Raw genomic sequence first — 17158 nt, forward strand, 5'->3', positions numbered from 1 at the left:
CAACGCCGCGATCATCGATGCCGTCTTCGATGCCGACCTCGAAACCATCGGCGCGGTCGCGCTGGAGCATCGCCTGTCGGTCGGCGCCTCCGGCATCGGCCTTGGCCTCGCGCGTGCGCTGGCCGGATCCGGTCAGGTCAAGGCTGCGACCGACGACGCGATGGCGCCGGTCGGCGGTCCTGCGGCCTGCCTCGCCGGCAGTTGTTCGCAGGCCACGCTGCAGCAGATCGTCCATGCCGAGAGCATCATGCCGGTGCTGCACCTCGATCCCGAGCGCGTCGTCGCGGGCAAGGAAGAGGCAGGGCGCGCGCTCTCCTGGGCCTCGGCGCGCCTCGCGGACGGTCCGGTCCTGATCGCCTCGAGTTCCACGCCCGATGAGGTGACGCGGCTCCAGGCCCGCCATGGCCGCGAGGCGGCGGGACAGGCGATCGAGCAGGCGATGGCCGATATCGCGGACGGCCTGCTGCACATCGGCGTCCGGCGCCTGGTGGTCGCCGGCGGCGAGACGTCGGGCGCCGTGGTGGACCGCTTGCGACTTCCCGGCTTCCTGGTCGGTGCGGAGATCGCACCCGGTGTGCCTGTGCTGCGCAGCGTCGGGGCGCACGCGGGCGACATGCTGCTGGCGCTGAAATCCGGCAATTTCGGCGGAGCCAATTTCTTTGCCGACGCGCTCGCGCTGATGCGCTGAGCAGCAGCCATCCCTTCGCGAGCAGGTCACCGTAAAATCACGGCCGTGTTGCAACGGATTCGCCGCTCTGAATGAGTTGAAGCACGTTATATACGCAACTACCGGTGACTTTCGCTGCGGTTGTGTTAGCTTCCGCGTGGGTGAGTGGCGTGAGGGGTGCGGATGCGTTTGTCGGGGATCGCAATTGCATTGTTGCTGCTTGTGTTGCCGGCACAGGCGCAGCAGGTGCAGGACTGGCATGTCTGCCAGGAGAAGGAAAAAACCACACTCGGCAACCATGTCCGCAGCTGCACCGCGATCATCCGGTCGGACCGCAGCTCGTCGAAGGACAAGGCGGTCGCCTACAACAATCGCGGCAATGTCTTGCGGGATCGGGGGGAACTCGACCGAGCTATCGCGGATTTCGACGCGGCCGTCCGGCTCGAGCCGAAATCGGCCGACACCTATATCAATCGCGGGATCGCGCGCTATCGGCGGGGAGACCTCGACCGCGCCATCGCGGACTATGACGCGGCGATCCGGCTCGACCCGGAGGACGCTTACGCCTACAACGACCGCGGCCTCGCTTTGCGCGCAAAGGGCGATCTCGACCGCGCGATTGCCGACTACAACCAGGCGATCGGCCTCGAGCCGGACATCGCGGCGGCCTATACCAACCGCGGTCTCGCCTGGCAGGACAAGGGCGATCTCGACCGCGCCATTGCCGACTTCGACAATTCGATCCGGCTCAATTCGAACGATGCACTGGCCTACAACAACCGGGCGCTCGCCTGGCAGGCGAAGGGCGACCTGGTCCGCGCTGTCGCCGATTATGGCGAGGCGATCAGGTCCGATCCGCAATTTGCCAGCGCCTACTCCAATCGCGCGCGGGCCTGGGAGAAGAGGGGGGATTTTTCGCGCGCGATCGCCGATTGCCGCGAGCTGATCCGCCTCGATCCGCAGTCCGCCGCGGCCTATCTGCAGCGCGGACGACTGTTGCTATTCTCGGGCCAGCTGCCGTCGGCGCTGGCCGATCTCAACAGGGCGAACGAACTCGCGCCGAACGACGGCTATGTGGCGCTCTGGCTCGACATCGTCGGTCAGCGCAACAGCCTCACCAACCGGCTTGCCGGCGCGACGCGGCAGGTCGACATGAGCAAATGGCCGGCGCCGATCATCCATCTGTATCTCGGCGAGTCGACGCCGGAGGCCGTGCTGGCCGCGGCCGACGATCCGAACCCGAAAACCAGGGACCGGCAGGTCTGCGAAGCGAATTTTTACGGCGGGGAACTGGCGCTGCAACGAGGCGACAAAGGCGAGGCGACGGAGCGGCTGCGACAGGCGGCGTCGCGCTGTCCAAAAGCGTTCTTCGAATACACCGCTGCCAATGTCGAGCTAAAAACTCTCGGTGGTGCGCAATAGTCGATCCGCCCGACGCGAGAAACTCAGGCGACGCGCCACTCCGGCACGCCGTCCGCGGCCATCGTGATATCGCCGAGCGCGCCGACCGGCGTGCGCTCCATGTTCATGAGCTGCGCCAGCGTCACGATGTCTGTCGCCGGTACACGCGCCAGCGTGCGCGTGTCTTGTTCGGTGCGCAGCATCACGACGCCGTGCTCGACCTCGCCGCCTTGGCGGAACAGCACGGTAAAACTCTCGATCTTGCCTTTGCCGCTTGCGTCAGTCACGAAAGGTGGAACGCTGCGCTTGTCGCGATCGGCCTCCGCCTGCACGCTCGCATCTTGCGCGATCGCGCTGCGCGGCGCCTGCCGCGACACCACCAGCGCATGGTGCTTGGTGACAAAGCCGCCCTGCCCATAGAGCAGGCCGAGACCGGCGCCGCCGCGAAGTTTTTGCACCATGGCGCAGGCAGCATGCGTCATGTAGCTGTTGAGCGGCGCGCCGAAAAAGGTGAGCCCGCCGGTGACGGTCGGCTGCACGTCCGACGGCAGGCCCAGCGTCCGCCGTGCCATCTTTGGCACGCAGGGAAAGCAGCTATAGAGCTCGATCGCGTCGAAGGCGTTCTCGCCAGCGAAATCGCGCACGGCCTTCAGCACCGCATTCTGCGGGTGGCTTTCGTAAAACTGGTCGCGGACCAGATAGTCGCGCGGTTCCTCGGCAAAGGCACCGCCGAGCGGATAGACCAGCCGGTCTTCGCCCACGCCGGCCGCGCGGGCATGCGCGAGGCTCGTGAGCAGCACGGCGGCGCCCATGTTGACCGAGGGGTTGGCGACCATCAGCTTGGTGTAGGGCCAGGCGATCAGCCGGTTGTCGGGCAAAGGCGTCGTGATCTCCGTGGGCGCAAAGCGCCGCTTCAGCCACGCATTGGGATTCTGCGCGGCCGCGTCCGAATAGCGCGACCACAATGTGCCGGATTCCGCCATCGCCTCGCGCGGGGTCTGGCCCCAATGCGCCGATGTCGCGGCCTCGTAGAACGGATAGACGGTCACCGGCCGGAACACGCCGAGTTTGACGGCGAGCGGTTTCTGGAACGCCGCGCCGCGTTTCGGCTCCTCCACGTCATGGGCGAACGGCGTCCAGGGCAGGGCGACGCCGGCACGTTGCGCCTTGGTCGCAGTCGATTGCGCCTCGGCGCCGCAGACGGCGGCGACCGCGCATTCCCCGCGTGCGATGCGCTGCGCTGCCTCGTGGATGCAGCGGATCGGGCTCTCGCCGCCGACCGGGCCGTAAGTGCAATGCGCCGGCTTGACACCGAGGCGGTGTGCCAGGAGCTGCTCCGGATCGCGGTAGCGCCAGCTCAGGAAATTGACCACATCGAGCGAGCCGAGTTCATGCAGCAGCGCCCCGCCGCTGTCGGCCTCGGCGCGCCGCAGCGCCCGTTCGAGGAGGTCGAGAGGCTCGAGCCCGGCGGCAATGTCGGTCGGCCGATCGACGGTCTCGCCGACGCCGACGATAACGGGAATGCGGTCGTCCGGAATGGAGCTAAGCGTGATTGCAAAACATTGTTGTTGGTTGTTGTTGTTGTTCTCTCATACCTTACCGCCCGTCATTGCGAGGCGCCTTGGCGCCGAAGCAATCCAGACTGCATCCGCGGCGACAGTCTGGATTGCTTCGCTTCGCTCGCAATGACGGGAGGCCTGGGTGGCACCGTCGCTTCGCCCGCAATGACGAAGGGCCTGGCCGCTTGGTCGCTTCGCCCCGCAATGACGGTCACTCCGCGACCAGCGCATTCATGTGCTCGACCGCCTCCAGAAAATCCTCCTTGAACTCCTGCACCACGCCGCCGGCCGACTTCACGCTGTCGATCAGTCCGACGCCCTGGCCGACGAAGTACGACACGAGATCGCGCGCTTTCGGGTTGCCGGCCGCCGCGGCGCGGTCGATAGCATGGAAGGCGTCGCGGCTGATGATGCTCTGCAGCGGCATCGGCAGCGCGCCGGGGCTATCACAGCCGCTATCCCAGGCGTCGGTCCAGACCGAGCGCAATTGCCGCGCCGGCTTTCCGGTACGTCCCTTCGAACGGACCGCATCACGCGAGGACGCGGCGATCATCTTCTCGCGAAAGATCTCCGATGTCTCGGACTCCACCGTGGCGAGCCACACCGAGCCGGTCCACACCCCAGCCGCGCCCATCGCCATGCAGGCCGCCATCTGCCGCCCGGTCATGATGCCGCCGGCCGCCAGCACCGGCACGTCGCGGACCTTCTTGATCGCCTTGATCACCTCTGGCACCAGCACCATGGTGGAGACCTCGCCGCAATGGCCCCCGGCCTCGGTGCCCTGCACGACCAGAATGTCGACGCCGGCCGCGACCTGGCGCAGCGCGTGTTCCTTGGCGCCGACCAGCGCCGCGACCGGTACGCCACGCTGCCTGCCCATCTCGATCATCTCCTTTGGCGGTACGCCGAGTGCGTTCGCGATCAGCTTGATCGGATGGTGGAAGGACACTTCGAGCATCTCGAGGGCCCACTTCGGATCGAAGGGCTGGGCCTGATTGTCGGCGACCGGAGGCGCCGCAAGCTCGATGTCGTGTTTGCTCAGCAGGTTGCGGGTGAAGTCGCGATGCTGCGCGGGGACACGCGCTTCCAGACTCTTCCAGGTGACGTTCGTCTCGCCCGCGGTCGACATGTTTTCCGGGATCAGCACGTCGACCCCATAGGGCTTGCCGCCAATATGGCCGTCGATCCATGTCAATTCCTGCTCGATCGTCTCGGGCGAATGCGCGGTCGCGCCCAGCACGCCAAATCCGCCGGCACGGCTGACCGCGGCCACCACGTCCCGGCAATGGCTGAAGGCGAACAGGGGAAACTCGATGCCCAGCATGTCGCATATCGGCGATTTCATGGTCGGTCACTCCCCTGCGGCAGCGCTGTCGTCCCTGCAGCGCGTCACGCTAGCCCATCGCAGCGCATCGAGCCAAGCGGGTTTCGGCCTGATAATCTTGTGCGCAGGCGCCGGGAATATCGCGCATTCCGCGTTGTAAACTACGCGGCGCCTGCAGCCGCCACGCTTCGATCCTGTCGCGTCGGTTGTCGTTCCCCGATGCGTGTAGCGTAGACCCGGAGTCTCGAGATTTCGATGCTTCGCATCGCCCCGGAATGACCAAGTGAGGCGATCCGGACGAGAGCCCTCATGATCGATACGACCAGACGCGATATGCTGATAGCTGACGCCGCAGCGGCGGTGATGGCCGCGGCATCACGTGCGCTTGCACAGAACAGCAGCCAGGAAGGAAGTGCCATGAGTTTTTATGAAAAAGGTCCGGTCCGCATCCATTTCGAGGAGAAGGGGACCGGCTTTCCGCTCCTGATCATTCCCGGTGGTGGGTTGAACTCGACGATCGCGGCATTGTCAGGCGAAAGTCATCCGTTCGACCCGATCGCCACGTTTGCGGGCGAATACCGCTGCATTGCCGCCGACCTGCGCAACGCGGGTGGCGGGCAATCCTCCGGTCCGCTCGAAATCGACCGGCCGTGGGATGCCTTTACCGACGACCATCTCGGAATGATGGATCATCTCGGGATCGACCGCTTCGTGGTGCTCGGTTTCTGCATCGGCGGGCCCTTCATCTGGAATCTGCTGAAGCGTGCGCCGACCCGTGTCGTCGCGGCGGTGCTGGCGCAGCCCTCCGGATCGCGGCCCGAGATGCGCGACCTGTTCTTCGACAACAACATGAAGGGCTGGGGGCCGGAGCTCGTCAGGCGGCGGCCCGACATTACGATGGAGCAGGTCGAAAAATTCTTGACGCGGATGTATCGCACCGATCCCGATTTCGTCTTCACCGTGACGCGCGACTTCGTGCGCAACTGCCAGACTCCGGTTCTGATCCTCCCGGACGACATTCCGGCGCATCCCTATGCTGTGGCCATGGAGGCCGCCATGCTGGCGCCGAACGCCGAGGTCAGCATGTTCCCGTGGAAGCAGCCCAAGGAACGCATTCCGCTCGCGGTGCGGCAGATCCGATCTTTCCTGCGCGCGCACCGGTTGGGGGTGTGAGCGGCGCTCGTAGTTTTCTTGCGAGACCATCGCTCGTCGCCACTGAGCGATGATGAGTTTCGCTGCCGCTCGACCCACCCCGCATTCTGCGCCTCACCCCTTGCGGAGAAACACGTAGTCGGCGTCGTAGGGCACGCTGCGGAAGCTGCCGGCCTTGTCGCACGCCCCGTCGAGCTTGCCGCCTTCGGTGTTGATCCGCTGCACCGTGGAGACAGGGGCGAGGATGCCGGTGCCGCGATGCGCCGTGACCTCGAGTTTCAGCCATGGGATGTCGTTCGCGGTCGCGCCCGGAGCATTGCCGATCGCCTTGCCGGTGACGGCGCTGCCGTCGGCATGCTCCCAGTTCGGCCCGGCATAGTGCCGGCCGACCGTCTTGCCGTTCTCCATCAGCGACGCGATCGGCTCGCGGAACGCCCAGGCAAGCTTGCCGTCGCTGCCGGCCTTGCATTCGTAGATCTGCGCGCCCTCGGCATGCAGCGTCAGCACGATGGTCTCGCCCGGTGCCAGGATGGCGTCGGGCAGCGAAGTCTCACCGGCGCGTGCGCCGGCCGTTCCCAACAGCAGCAATGCAGCGGCGGCGGTGCCAATGCGGGGCATGCTCATACATCTCCTGTAATGGACTTCGTTCGGTAGGGTGGGCAAAAGCGCGTCTTCGCGCCGCGCCCACCACTTCCGGGATGGTGGGCTTCGCGTGGCTCAGCCCACCCTGCATCTACACTACGGTGCGATTATGCCATTGCCTTGACGAGGTTGTCGGCAACCTTGTCGAGGAAGCCGGTCGTCGACAGCCAGCGCTGGTCGGCACCGACCAGCAGCGCGAGGTCCTTCGTCATGTAGCCGGCCTCGACGGTCTCGACGCAGACGTTCTCCAAGGTGGTCGCGAACTTGGCGAGCTCCGGATTGTTGTCAAGCTTGGCGCGGTGCGACAGGCCGCGCGTCCAGGCGAAGATCGAGGCGATCGAGTTGGTCGAGGTCTCCTTGCCCTTCTGATGCTCGCGGTAGTGCCGCGTCACCGTGCCGTGGGCAGCCTCGGCCTCCACCGTCTTGCCGTCCGGGGTCAGCAGGACCGAGGTCATCAGGCCGAGCGAGCCGTAGCCCTGCGCCACGGTGTCGGACTGCACGTCGCCGTCATAGTTCTTGCAGGCCCAGACATAGCCGCCCGACCATTTCAGCGCGGCCGCGACCATGTCGTCGATCAGGCGGTGCTCGTAGGTGATCTTGGCGGCCTCGAACTCTCTCTTGAACTCGCGGTCGTAGATGTCTTGAAAAATGTCCTTGAAGCGGCCGTCATAGACTTTCAGGATGGTGTTCTTGGTCGAGAGATAGACCGGATAGCCGCGCTGCAGGCCGTAGTTGAACGAGGCGCGGGCGAAATCCATGATGGAGTCGTCGAGATTGTACATCTCCATCGCGACGCCTGGGCCGGGGGTCTTGAATACCTCCTTCTCGATCACGGTGCCGTCCTCGCCGACGAATTTCAGCGACAGCGTGCCCTTGCCAGGAAATTTGATGTCGGTGGCGCGGTACTGATCGCCATAGGCATGGCGGCCGATGATGATCGGCTTGGTCCAGCCGGGCACCAGACGCGGCACGTTCTTGCAGATGATCGGCTCGCGGAAGATCACTCCGCCCAGTATGTTGCGGATGGTGCCGTTCGGCGAACGGTACATCTCCTTCAGGGAAAACTCCTTCACCCGAGCCTCGTCGGGGGTGATGGTGGCACATTTGACGCCGACGCCGACCTTCTTGATGGCGTTGGCGGCGTCGACCGTGACCTGGTCGCCCGTCTTGTCGCGGTGTTCCATCCCGAGGTCGAAATACATCAGCTCGATATCGAGGAACGGGGTGATCAGCTTGTCCTTGATGTACTGCCAGATGATCCGGGTCATCTCGTCGCCATCGAGCTCGACGACGGGGTTGGTCACCTTGATTTTTGCCATGACGGTGTGAGGCCTTCTGGGAGAATGGTTCGGGACGGTTATGGGGGCGCTATAGCACCGCCGATGCCGTCGCGGAAGCGATGGCTGCATCTCCCGCCAGCGGTGCATCGGAGAAGCTTTGGGTTGCCGGGGCCGCCGGCATCGACCAGATGACGAACATCGGGCTCATGCCGGCTTTGATCCGGTCTCAAAGCGGGCACGTAACTTGGTTATTTCGCTTGAGAATCCGTGCGAAACAGGCAAACGAGGGAAACGACCGGTGCCATTTCACCGGGATTTCGAGAACCTCGACCAACTCGGTCTGCAAACAAGAGTGAAAGCGCGCTGTGACCGGTTCGGGCACCGACAAGAGCAAGGCCGGCTTCGAGATCGAAGGCCCCATTATCATTCTGGTTGAGCCGCAGCTCGGCGAGAACATCGGCATGGCGGCGCGCGCCATGGGCAATTTCGCGCTCGCGCGGCTGCGGCTGGTCAATCCGCGCGACGGCTGGCCCAACGTCGCGGCGCAGCGCGCGGCTGCGGGCGCGGACCATATCCTGTCCGGTGTCCAGCTGTTCGACAGCGTCGAGCAGGCCGTCGCCGATCTCGATCTGTTGTTCGCGACCACGGCGCGTGCCCACGATCAGGCCAAGCCGGTGATGGCGCCGGAGGTGGCGGCAGCGGAGATGAAAGAGCACATGGGCAGCGGCGGCAAGGTCGGCATCCTGTTCGGCCGGGAGCGCTGGGGGCTGACCAATGAGGAGGTCGCGCGCGCCAACCGCATCATCACCTTTCCGGTCAATCCCGGTTTTGCCTCGCTGAACCTCGCGCAAGCCGTGCTGCTGATGGGCTATGAATGGTTCAAGCTTGCGACAGCAAGCGCGATGCCGTTCGCGATGCCCGAGCGCTCGCCGCGCGCCTCGCAACAACAGATGGACGCCTTCTTCGAAAACCTCGTGCGCGAGCTTGACCGGGTCGAATTTTTGCGACCGGTGGAGAAGCGCGACACCATGCTGGTCAATCTGCGCAACATCTTCTTCCGCATGGAGCCGACCAAGCAGGACATGCACACGCTGCAGGGGGTGATCATGGCGATCGCCGAGGGGCGCAAGGGCCCGGCCAAGGGCGGCGTGCTCGATGGCGAACAGGCGACGCGGCTGCGCGCGCTGCTTGCCGAGCACGGGCAGGGCGCGCCGTCGGCAGGCACGCTGCGCGGGCTTGCGCGGCTGCTCCGCCGCAATCCGACCGATGCCGAGCGTATCCTGTGGCAAGCCCTGAGGGGCGACCGCCGGTTCGCAGGCCAGTTCAAGCGTCAGACCCCGGTCGGCCGCCACATCCCGGATTTCGTCTCCTTCCCGCACCGGATCGCGATCGAGCTCATCAACGAAGGCGAGACCGACGCCATCGCCGCCGATCGCGCGGGTCGGCGCGCGTGGCTCGAAAGCCGCAACTATCGGGTCATTGACATGACCGTCGGCGATCTCGAGCGGGATCTGGAAACGGAGCTGGCGCGGCTGCAGGTGATGATCGCGGAATCGAAGTAGTACTCGCGGGGTTTGTGTAGTATGCAACGGAAAGTTGTAGATCGAAATCCCCCGAGCCGCTATGGTTACGATAGGGCATTGGGGACAGCCGATGATGACAAGCAACTGGTGCGGTGTGGCGGGCGTCGCGGCTCTGATGCTTTGTCTTCTATCGCCAGCCCATACACAAGTCGGTCCGGCGAAATGCCAGGCCCCCATGGTGTCGCCAGACGAACGCATTGCCGCATGTACCATGGTGATTGAGACGGGGAAGGTACCCAAGACAGGATTGGCTTGGGCGTATCGCTTGCGCGCGCGTGAATATTTAGCAAAACAAGACTTCAGTCGCGCCGCTGCCGATTACTCGCAAGTCATCAAGCTCTACCCCGAAGATCGATATGCCTACATCATTCGCGCCGATGCAAATTATTATCTGAAAGATTTTGATCAAGCGATTGCTGATTACAGCCAAGCGATCCGACTCGATCCTAACGATTCCCACGTCTACACACGGCGAGCCTTAGTCTATCTTAGGACAAATGATTTCGACCGCGCGTTCTCCGATTCCGCCCGGGCAATCGAGCTCAATCCAAACGATGAAGAGGCCTATGTGAGCCGCGGCGGCGTATTTTCCGAGCGCGGCGAGTTCGAACGTGCAATCGCCGACTACGACCACGCGATCAACCTCAACCCAAAGGATGAGCGGGCCTACGTCGGCCGCGGCGCTGCATTGGCGCGGAGCGGTCAGATGGATCGCGCCATGGCCGAATTCGATCACGCAATCGAGCTGAATCCCCGGGATGAACAGGCCTACGCGAGCCGTGGCAATGCGTATTCCCGGCGCAATGAATTCGAGCGTGCAATCGCCGACTACAACCAGGCGATCGAACTTAACCCGAATGATGAGCGGCCCTATGTCGGCCGTGGCAGCGTATTCCACCGGAGCGGCCAGAGAGATCGCGCCCTAGCCGACTACGATCACGCGATTGAGCTCAATCCCAAAAATCCATACGCGCATCAGGACCGCGGCATTGCATACTTCAGAAAGGATGATGCTGATCGTGCTATTGACGATTTCAATCTGGCGATCCAGGCGGATCCGAATTCCAGGTATGCTTATGTTTGGCGCGGGAATGCTTACCTGGTAAAGGGCGATCTCGACCGTGCGGTTGCCGACTACGACAAGGCGATCCAGATCGATCGACGGGACAAGCAGGCTTATGCCGGCCGCAGCGGCGCGTACAAAGCCAAGGGCGATCTTGTCCACGCCATCGCCGACTACGACGAGGTGATCCGGCTGGATCCAAATAGCGCGCGCTCTTATCGTATGAGAGGGATCTTGCAGCTTCATGCCGGTTCTTTCGACAAATCGCTGGCTGACCTGCATCAGTCACAGGAACTCGACCCCAGGGACGCCTACACGGCGTTGTGGCGCGAGATCGTCGCGAGGCGCAGAAGTCAGCCGAGTCAGCTAGCCGACACGACGGCGCAGCTTGATATGATCAAATGGCCGGCTCCGGTCGTACGCATGTTCCTCGACGAGACGACGCCTGAGGCGGCGCTTGCAGCGGCGCAGGATTCCGATCCCCAGGTTCAGAAGTGTCAGGTATGCGAGGCGAATTTCTTCGCCGGCGAATTGGCACTGCAGCGCGGCTCGAAAGATGATGCCACGCGGCTGTTCGGCCTGGCTGCCACCGATTGCCCAAAGACCTTCATCGAATGGTCGGCCGCAAAAGCCGAGCTCAAGGCGCTCGGCGTCAATCCGTGATTGTGCACGATGTAATTGCAATCGGAGCGAACGAACTCAACGCCACGCGAGCCGTTGACGCGTCACCGTAGATCAACGGAGTACGTGCGCGCATCTGCTAAACGCTCCGTTCACCATGCGGACAAATCAGCGAGCACGGGCCGGCGAGGCGTCCGCTCTCGCAAGTCCGCTTATACTTTTGCTGCTTAGTCATGCCCAGGGAGGGGACTGTCATGCGAGCGGTCCTTTGGTTTCCCGCGTGAGAGCAGACAGTAGAGCGTATGAAACCCGCCCGCATTGTGGTCCTGACCATCGCGCTCGGTGCAGGCGGCCTTGCCGCCTATCTTGCGAGCGGGTCCGATCCTGAGAACAAGCAGATCGCGGCGGCCAAACCGGTCGCTGAGCTGCCGACGGTCGACGTCCTCGTCGCCAAGTCGGATATCGGCCTCGGCCAGATGGTCAAGGCGGACGACCTGCAGTGGCAGACCTGGCCCGTCGCCAGCGCCAGCAACAGTTTTATCCGCCGCAGCGACCATCCGGACGCGCCCCGGCAATACTCGGGCTCGACGGTCCGTGTGCCGTTCATGGCCGGCGAGCCGATCCGAGAGCAGAAGCTGGTCAAGGCCAATTCCGGGTTCATGGCCGCGATCCTGCCGTCCGGCATGCGTGCGATCTCGACCGACATTTCGCCGGAGACCGCGGCCGGCGGCTTCATCCTGCCCGATGACCGCGTCGACGTCATCCTCTCGAAGCGCGACAAGGCTGTCGGCGCTGGCGGGCAGGATGTCGTCAGCTCGCAGATCATCCTGTCGAACGTCCGCGTGCTCGCCATCGATCAGGCGCCGAAGGAAAAGGATGGCCAGAACACGCTGCTCGGCAAGACCGTGACGCTCGAGCTCGCGCCGGAGCAGGCCGAGACGCTCGCCCGCGCGCGGCAGAGCGGTACGCTGGCGCTGGCGCTGCGCAGCATCGCCGATGCCAATGCGGTCGAGAACAGGCCGGAAGGCCAGGCGCGGCCGACAGGCGCAAACATCAACATCGTTCGTTACGGCGTCCCCACCACGCAGACGACGCAGAAGTGATGGAAAGGACTGCCGACATGCAATGCGCCCCCACCCGACCGAGGGCGCGGATGTTTCTGATCCGCGCGCTCTCGATCTCAGCGGTCGTCGCATCGATGCTGCTTTCCGCGCTCGCACCGATTGCGGCGAGCGATCGCGCGACGCCGGTCGCGGCCAAGGCGCGCTTCCTGTCCCTCGGCGTCGGCAAGTCCGTCGTGGTCGATCTGTCGCACGATATCAAGGACGTCCTGGTCGCCGATCCGAAGATTGCCAATGCCGTGATCCACTCGGCGCAGCGCGCCTACATCATCGGCGCGGCGATCGGCCAGACCAACGTCGTGTTCTTCGATGCCGCCGGGGCGCAGATCGCAGCCTATGACATCGCGGTGAAGCGCGATCTCAATGGCGTGCGCGCCGCACTCCGCCAGAGTTTTCCCGGCGTCCAGATCGAGGGTGTCGGCGACGGCGTCGTCCTGACCGGTCAAGTGTCGAGCCCGGTCGAGGCGCAGCAGGCCGGAGACGTGGCGGCGCGGCTCGCCGGCGGTGCGGACAAGGTCGTTAACGCGATCGTGGTGCGCGGCCGCGACCAGGTGATGCTGAAGGTCTCGGTCGCGGAGGTGCGGCGGGATATCATCAAGCAGCTCGGCATCGACCTCTCTGCCAGCATGAACTACGGCACAGCCGTGGTGAATTTCAACAACTCCAACCCGTTCACGGCGCATGGCGCGCCACTCGTCTCCGACAACGGCCTCAGCGCCTCCTCGGTGCTCAAGGGCCTGCCGACCGTCAATGCTACCATGCGCGCGATGGAGAGCGCCGGCGTGGTGCGGACGCTGGCCGAGCCCAATCTGACGGCGATCTCGGGCGAGTCCGCCACCTTCATCGCCGGCGGCGAGTTTCCCATTCCGGCCGGTTATTCCTGCGACCCCACGACCCATGTCTGCACCACCCAGATCAACTACAAGAAATTCGGCATCTCGCTGAACTTCACGCCTGTGGTCCTCGCCGAGGGGCGCATCAGCCTGCGGGTGATGACGGAAGTGTCCGAACTCTCGAATGACAACTCCATCACCGTAACTCAGGCGCTGAGCGGCAGCAGCTCGAACTCCATCACCATCCCCTCGATCAGGACCCGCCGCGCCGAGACCACGCTGGAAATTCCCTCCGGCGGTTCGATGGCGATGGCCGGCCTGATCCAGCAGCAGACCAAGCAGGCGATCAACGGATTGCCCGGGCTCGATCAGTTGCCGGTTCTCGGGCAGCTCTTCAGGAGCCAGGACTTCGTCAACAACGAGACGGAGCTGATGGTGCTGGTCACGCCCTATGTCGTGCGCGCCGTCGCGCAGAAGGAGTTGGCGCGTCCCGACGATGGCTTTGCGCCGGCGTCCGATGCGCAATCGGCGCTGCTGGCGCGCATGAACCGGATCTACGGCCTCGCCGGCCGTGCCGAGCCGGTTGCCGGTGCGCCCGGCAATTTCGGGTTCATCATCGACTGAGCGGGGCCAGTCCGAAGACGAGGCGAGGGACGAACGATGAAACGCAGCATAGGGAGCGGCTCGGTTGGCGCTTTGCGATCGCTTGGCGCGCTGATCGGGATGTCCGTTGCGCTCGGGGCGTGCAGCGTGACCGAGCAGGAGGTCGTGGCGACCGTCCCGAGCGATTACCGGCTGCGTCATCCGATCGCCGTCGAGGAAGCCGATCGTGCGATCGTCATCTTTGTCGGCAGCGAGCGCGGCGGTCTCTCCGATGCGCAGCGCGCCGACGTCGTGGGATTGGCACGGCGCTGGGTTCATGACGGAACCGGCGCCGTCATCGCCGATGTCCCGGTCGGCACGCCGAATGCGCGTGCCGCGGCTTCGACCTTTCGTGAGATTCGCAGCCTGCTGGCCGCGGGCGGCGTACCGCCGCGCGGCATCATCCTGCGCAAATACCGCCCTGACGATCCGGCCTTTCTGCCGCCGATCAGGCTGAGCTATCCGCGGATCATGGCCATCGCAGGTCCCTGCGGCGAGTGGCCGGCGGACCTCGGTCCGTCGATTATGGACCCCGGCTACGGCGAGAACAGGCCGTACTACAATTTCGGCTGCGCGACCCAGCGCAATCTGGCCGCGATGATCGATAATCCGGCCGATCTCGAACAGCCGCGATCCGAGACGCCGCCTTACACGATGCGGCGCAACGCGGCGTTCGAGAAATACCGCAAGGGCGAATCGACCACGACCAACTATCCCGAAACCGACAAGGCCAAACTCAGCGACACAGGCAAATGATCAACTCCGTGCGCCAGGATCACGAGCAGCACGCCGACGACGTGCCGTCTACGGACGACTACATCGCCCCGGTGCCGCGCATTTCGGTGCAGGCATTTTGCGAGAGCGACGAAACCGCTGCCGTCGTGCTGGCGGCCGGCGCCGACCGTCGTTTCAGCAAAGCGCATCTGACGGTCAAGAGGGGCGGCGCAGCGGCGGCGATCGAAGCCTATCATTCGATGCCGACGCCGAACGTCATCATCCTGGAGACCAGCGATCGCAGCGACGTGCTGGCCGACCTCGACGAACTGGCGTCCGTGTGCGATCCGGGAACCCGTGTGGTCGTGATCGGCAGCGAGCGCGACGTCGCGCCATACCGCGAGCTCGTGCGTCGCGGCGTCAATGACTACGTGGTCGGACCGATCGAGACGATGGACGTGCTGCGCTCGATCTCGAGCCTGTTCTCGGCGTCGGAAACGGTCACCACCGGCCGCGTCATTGCGGTCGTCGGCGCCAAGGGCGGCGTCGGCGCCTCCACGGTGGCGCACAATGTCGCCTGGGCGATCGCGCGCGACATGGCGATGGATTCCGTCGTGATCGATCTCGACCTTGCTTTCGGCACCGCGGGCCTCGACTACAACCAGGACCCGATGCAGAACATCGCCAATGCGATTTTTCAGCCCGATCGGCCCGACACCGCGCTGATGGAGCGGCTGCTCGCAAAGTGCACCGATCGCCTCAGCCTGCTGGCGGCACCGGCGACGCTCGATCGCGTCTACGATTTCGGCGCGGAAGCTTTCGATGCGATCTTCGACACTCTGCGCATGTCGACGCCCTGCATCGTGCTCGACATCCCACACCAATGGTCGGGATGGACGCGGCGCGCCCTGATCGGCGCGGACGAGATCGTCATCGTGGCCGAGCCGGACCTTGCCAACCTGCGCAATGCCAAGAACATCCTGAACGTGCTGAGGGCCGCGCGGCCGAACGACCGGCCGCCGCTTTATTGTCTCAATCAGGTCGGCATGCCGAAGCGGCCCGAGATCGAGGTGAAGGAATTCATCAAGACGATCGAGAGCAAGCCGATCGCCATCATTCCCTGCGATTCCAGGCTGTTCGGCGAAGCAGCCAATAACGGCCAGATGATCGCGGAGGTCTCGGCGTCTCACGCGACCAGCAAGATGTTCGTGCAGATGGCGCAACGCCTGACGGGGCGGGGCGAAACCAGGAAGCCGCGCGGCTCCTTGCTGGGGCCGCTCATGAACAAGTTGCGCGCAAGGGCATAATCGGCATCAGTGGTCGCTGCGGCGACGGCTGGTCCACCCGGAAGACGGATCGAGAGCTATTCTCCGTGCCCGGCGTCGGACATTCGCGCTTCCTTTATCGCGGGCGCACTGACCGGAATCTTCTCCGCCTCAGCGCGGACCTTGTCCTTCCGCGACAGCAGTCCCTTCAGATAGGCGACGCTGGCGGCCGCATTTGCGGCCGGCAGGCCAGCCTTCACGATGCTCTCGGCCTCGGCCGCGCGCCCCTGCAGGCCGACAACGACAGCCAGATTCATTCGCACGCGCGGATCCGAATTGGCATGGCCGTAGGCGCGCCGCAGCGTTTCCTCTGACTTCGCAAGGTCCTTGGAGAGCAAATAGGAGAGGCCGAGATTGGACAGCACCGTGGGGTCATCGGGCGCGATCTTGAGCGCGCTCGCGTAGTATTGCCGTGCCTCGTCGTAGCGGCCGAGTTGATCGAGCACCGCGCCCTGGGCCGACAGGATCCGCCAGTCGGGATCATCGGGGCTGTGCGCGCGGCTCAGCACGTCGAACGCCATCTCGAAATTGCCGTTGTCGGCCAGGGCCCGTCCGTAAGCAGCGAGCAGGGCCTTGTTGCCGGGATTGGCGATGCTCGCCTGCTCGAGCACCGCGACCGCCTGCGACCGTTCACCGGTGGCCCGCAGTGCCTTGCCGTATTGCAGCACCAGTTCGGGGTCTTTGGGATTGGCACGATAGCGGTCGCGGTAAAGCTCGACGTCGCGCCGCGGATCGGCGGAGGCACTTGCCTCGCCCTGTTCTCCAAGCGAGCCGGTGATATCGGATGTTGCCGTGGTCTGGCAGCTGCACAGCGCCAATACGAGGACTACGGATGCTGCCGCTGACGCGAGCGGCGTCAGGCGGGCTTGTCCGGGCAAACGCGGGAACATGGACTTCGAACTCTGGCCGGCAACGAAAGGTCAGAGACGTTCACCATATTAGCCCTAACTTCCGGTTAAAGCGGCGAACGCGCCACTCTTCGAGACGAGGCAGGTCCTGCTCGTGCTGCGTTGTGTGGACCGGACTGCGGATCTAGTCGACGAACTCGGCGCCGAATTCGCAGCCAATCCGCCACGCGAGGCGGCACTGCCGCGAGTCGCCGGTGGAGAAGATGATGGTGAAGAGCGGGGGGATCTCGAGATATTCGGCGACCACCTTCACGCCGCCCGACGAGATATCCGTGATCGTGCAGTCGCGCGGCAGCAGGCCGGCTCCCGACTGGATCTTCGCG

General features: G+C 64.5%; 15 protein-coding genes. 9 read left to right on the top strand and 6 right to left on the bottom strand.

Annotated elements, in window-relative coordinates:
- The coding region (locus JOZ76_RS23930; RefSeq protein ID WP_291702536.1) for a four-carbon acid sugar kinase family protein at positions 1-688 on the top strand (688 nt) is incomplete at its 5' end.
- A gap of 162 nt (positions 689-850) precedes the next feature.
- Positions 851-2089 (top strand): tetratricopeptide repeat protein, encoded by a 1239-nt coding sequence (locus JOZ76_RS23935; protein ID WP_291702538.1) that lies wholly within the window; start codon positions 851-853, stop codon positions 2087-2089.
- Positions 2090-2112: 23 nt separating this feature from the next.
- Here the strand turns inward: JOZ76_RS23935 and JOZ76_RS23940 are convergent, their stop codons facing one another.
- Together JOZ76_RS23940 and JOZ76_RS23945 are read right to left on the bottom strand one after the other, a co-directional pair.
- The gene (locus JOZ76_RS23940) at positions 2113-3621 is read right to left on the bottom strand and encodes an acetyl-CoA acetyltransferase (RefSeq protein WP_291702573.1); all 1509 of its coding nucleotides are present in this window, start codon (positions 3619-3621) and stop codon (positions 2113-2115) included.
- A 217-nt stretch (positions 3622-3838) separates the two neighbouring features.
- The gene (locus tag JOZ76_RS23945) at positions 3839-4972 is read right to left on the bottom strand and encodes a nitronate monooxygenase (protein WP_291702539.1); all 1134 of its coding nucleotides are present in this window, start codon (positions 4970-4972) and stop codon (positions 3839-3841) included.
- 396 nt (positions 4973-5368) lie between these two features.
- On the opposite strand from JOZ76_RS23945, the gene JOZ76_RS23950 reads away from it, so the two are divergent.
- On the top strand, positions 5369-6124 hold the full coding sequence (locus JOZ76_RS23950; protein ID WP_291702541.1) for an alpha/beta fold hydrolase: 756 nt from the start codon (positions 5369-5371) through the stop codon (positions 6122-6124).
- Between the two features lie 93 nt (positions 6125-6217).
- On the opposite strand, the gene JOZ76_RS23955 is transcribed toward JOZ76_RS23950, so the two are convergent.
- Both JOZ76_RS23955 and JOZ76_RS23960 read right to left on the bottom strand, forming a co-directional pair.
- Positions 6218-6721: a DUF3455 domain-containing protein gene (locus JOZ76_RS23955; protein ID WP_291702545.1), complete on the bottom strand. Its 504-nt coding sequence runs from the start codon at positions 6719-6721 to the stop codon at positions 6218-6220.
- A gap of 131 nt (positions 6722-6852) precedes the next feature.
- Entirely contained in the window at positions 6853-8064 is a 1212-nt protein-coding gene (locus tag JOZ76_RS23960) for an NADP-dependent isocitrate dehydrogenase (protein ID WP_291702549.1), read from the bottom strand.
- Between the two features lie 326 nt (positions 8065-8390).
- On the opposite strand from JOZ76_RS23960, the gene JOZ76_RS23965 reads away from it, so the two are divergent.
- The 6 genes from JOZ76_RS23965 (at position 8391) to JOZ76_RS23990 (ending at position 15909) form a co-directional block, all read left to right on the top strand.
- Positions 8391-9587: a TrmJ/YjtD family RNA methyltransferase gene (locus JOZ76_RS23965; RefSeq protein WP_291702551.1), complete on the top strand. Its 1197-nt coding sequence runs from the start codon at positions 8391-8393 to the stop codon at positions 9585-9587.
- 196 nt (positions 9588-9783) lie between these two features.
- A complete protein-coding gene (locus JOZ76_RS23970; RefSeq protein ID WP_291702554.1) occupies positions 9784-11334 on the top strand; it encodes a tetratricopeptide repeat protein in 1551 nt (516 codons plus the stop codon).
- 260 nt (positions 11335-11594) lie between these two features.
- Positions 11595-12395: a Flp pilus assembly protein CpaB gene (gene cpaB / locus JOZ76_RS23975; protein ID WP_291702557.1), complete on the top strand. Its 801-nt coding sequence runs from the start codon at positions 11595-11597 to the stop codon at positions 12393-12395.
- A 50-nt stretch (positions 12396-12445) separates the two neighbouring features.
- The gene (locus tag JOZ76_RS23980; protein WP_441300085.1) at positions 12446-13870 is read left to right on the top strand and encodes a type II and III secretion system protein family protein; all 1425 of its coding nucleotides are present in this window, start codon (positions 12446-12448) and stop codon (positions 13868-13870) included.
- Between the two features lie 36 nt (positions 13871-13906).
- The gene (locus tag JOZ76_RS23985) at positions 13907-14644 is read left to right on the top strand and encodes a CpaD family pilus assembly protein (protein WP_291702561.1); all 738 of its coding nucleotides are present in this window, start codon (positions 13907-13909) and stop codon (positions 14642-14644) included.
- On the top strand, positions 14641-15909 hold the full coding sequence (locus tag JOZ76_RS23990; protein WP_291702563.1) for an AAA family ATPase: 1269 nt from the start codon (positions 14641-14643) through the stop codon (positions 15907-15909). Before JOZ76_RS23985 ends, JOZ76_RS23990 begins: the two co-directional genes overlap by 4 nt.
- Positions 15910-15965: 56 nt before the next feature.
- On the opposite strand, the gene JOZ76_RS23995 is transcribed toward JOZ76_RS23990, so the two are convergent.
- On the bottom strand, positions 15966-16817 hold the full coding sequence (locus JOZ76_RS23995) for a tetratricopeptide repeat protein (protein WP_291702569.1): 852 nt from the start codon (positions 16815-16817) through the stop codon (positions 15966-15968).
- 142 nt (positions 16818-16959) lie between these two features.
- On the bottom strand, positions 16960-17158 hold a 199-nt coding region (locus JOZ76_RS24000), incomplete at its 5' end, for a PilZ domain-containing protein (RefSeq protein ID WP_291702571.1).

This window comes from Bradyrhizobium sp. (genome assembly GCF_019244115.1).
In the GTDB taxonomy this organism is placed as follows: Bacteria; Pseudomonadota; Alphaproteobacteria; order Rhizobiales; family Xanthobacteraceae; genus Bradyrhizobium.

Coding starts and splice junctions, on each gene's coding strand:
- JOZ76_RS23935 (WP_291702538.1), top strand. CDS start 851: ATGCGTTTGTCGGGGATCGCAATTGCATTGTTGCTGCTTGTGTTGCCG.
- JOZ76_RS23945 (WP_291702539.1), bottom strand. CDS start 4,972: ATGAAATCGCCGATATGCGACATGCTGGGCATCGAGTTTCCCCTGTTC.
- JOZ76_RS23950 (WP_291702541.1), top strand. CDS start 5,369: ATGAGTTTTTATGAAAAAGGTCCGGTCCGCATCCATTTCGAGGAGAAG.
- JOZ76_RS23955 (WP_291702545.1), bottom strand. CDS start 6,721: ATGCCCCGCATTGGCACCGCCGCCGCTGCATTGCTGCTGTTGGGAACG.
- JOZ76_RS23960 (WP_291702549.1), bottom strand. CDS start 8,064: ATGGCAAAAATCAAGGTGACCAACCCCGTCGTCGAGCTCGATGGCGAC.
- JOZ76_RS23970 (WP_291702554.1), top strand. CDS start 9,784: ATGGTGTCGCCAGACGAACGCATTGCCGCATGTACCATGGTGATTGAG.
- cpaB (WP_291702557.1), top strand. CDS start 11,595: ATGAAACCCGCCCGCATTGTGGTCCTGACCATCGCGCTCGGTGCAGGC.
- JOZ76_RS23980 (WP_441300085.1), top strand. CDS start 12,446: ATGTTTCTGATCCGCGCGCTCTCGATCTCAGCGGTCGTCGCATCGATG.
- JOZ76_RS23985 (WP_291702561.1), top strand. CDS start 13,907: ATGAAACGCAGCATAGGGAGCGGCTCGGTTGGCGCTTTGCGATCGCTT.
- JOZ76_RS23990 (WP_291702563.1), top strand. CDS start 14,641: ATGATCAACTCCGTGCGCCAGGATCACGAGCAGCACGCCGACGACGTG.
- JOZ76_RS23995 (WP_291702569.1), bottom strand. CDS start 16,817: ATGTTCCCGCGTTTGCCCGGACAAGCCCGCCTGACGCCGCTCGCGTCA.